Source organism: Mesorhizobium sp. M4B.F.Ca.ET.089.01.1.1 (genome assembly GCF_004022605.1).
Lineage (GTDB): Bacteria > Pseudomonadota > Alphaproteobacteria > Rhizobiales > Rhizobiaceae > Mesorhizobium > Mesorhizobium abyssinicae.
In genome coordinates, this window is the sequence record NZ_RZOS01000941.1 from 1 (window position 1) to 979 (window position 979).

Genomic DNA, 979 nt, shown 5'->3' on the forward strand with positions numbered 1-979 from the left:
CTACAGCAGCGATGCGCGACAAGGTATAAATAAGGGGCGCATTTGGCTGGTGGAAACCGGCGCGAAAAAGCTTCGTCTCGAGCGCATTCGGCTCACCCCGCTCCTTCTCAATTGTGCGGAAATAAGCGTCGATCGGCTTTTGTGCCGATATCCTGGCGAGTTGCTCTTGGCCGGCAAGCGAACGACGGTCGACAATGCCCTCTGCCAAGAGGCTTTGCGCTACCAATTTTCTCGTCTGCAACGCCGGTACAAAGACCAGAGCGCAGAACAGAAAGAGCGCCGCCGCGGCCAGGAACACGGCAATCGAAACCAGGAAGCTCAAACCCTGAATGGTGGACAACACGGCCGTGCTTCGCTCCTCAGAAATCGAAATTGACCATGCGATACATGATAAAATCGCCCAGAAGCGCCCATCCCCCGAAAATCATGAACACAGGCAGGATGATCGGATTGTTCCATACGGTCCCATAGTAGGACGGGGCAGCGAACTGGAGGATAAAGAACATCGCGACCGGGAAAAGCGAGATGATCCAGGCCGACATTCGACCCTCGGCTGAAAGGGCCCTGATTTTCAGCCGGAGCTTTTGCCTCTCGCGCAACACCGATGAGAGATTGGCAAGGATCTCAGTCAGATTGCCACCGGTCTTGGACTGAATCGAGAGCGACACCGAAAGCAGGTGAAGGCCTTCGAAACCCACTCGTTGCGATAACTTTCGAACGGCTTGTTCGATGCTCAATCCGAAGGCGATTTCGTCGGCGACGATGCCGAATTCCGTGCCGAGCGGATCGGGCATTTCCCTGGCGACAAGACCGATCGCCACGGAAGCTGGGTGGCCGGCGCGCAGCGAACGGACAATCATGTCCAGTGCGTCGGGAAGTTGCTTGGCGAACCTCTGGATTCGTTTGTTGCGTGCGCGTCGAAGGACAAGAATGGGCAGCGCAAAACCCACCAGCAGAAAAACGATGAGCGCCGCAATAG

Annotated in this window: 1 protein-coding gene and 1 pseudogene; both read right to left on the reverse strand. The window is 56.3% G+C overall.

Going from position 1 to position 979, the window contains the following annotated elements:
- A pseudogene (locus EN780_RS35200) lies at nt 1–343 on the reverse strand (type II secretion system F family protein); the annotation flags it as partial.
- Between the two features lie 16 nt (nt 344–359).
- Nucleotides 360–979: type II secretion system F family protein (locus tag EN780_RS35205; protein WP_133372908.1), on the reverse strand; the 620-nt coding region annotated here is incomplete at its 5' end.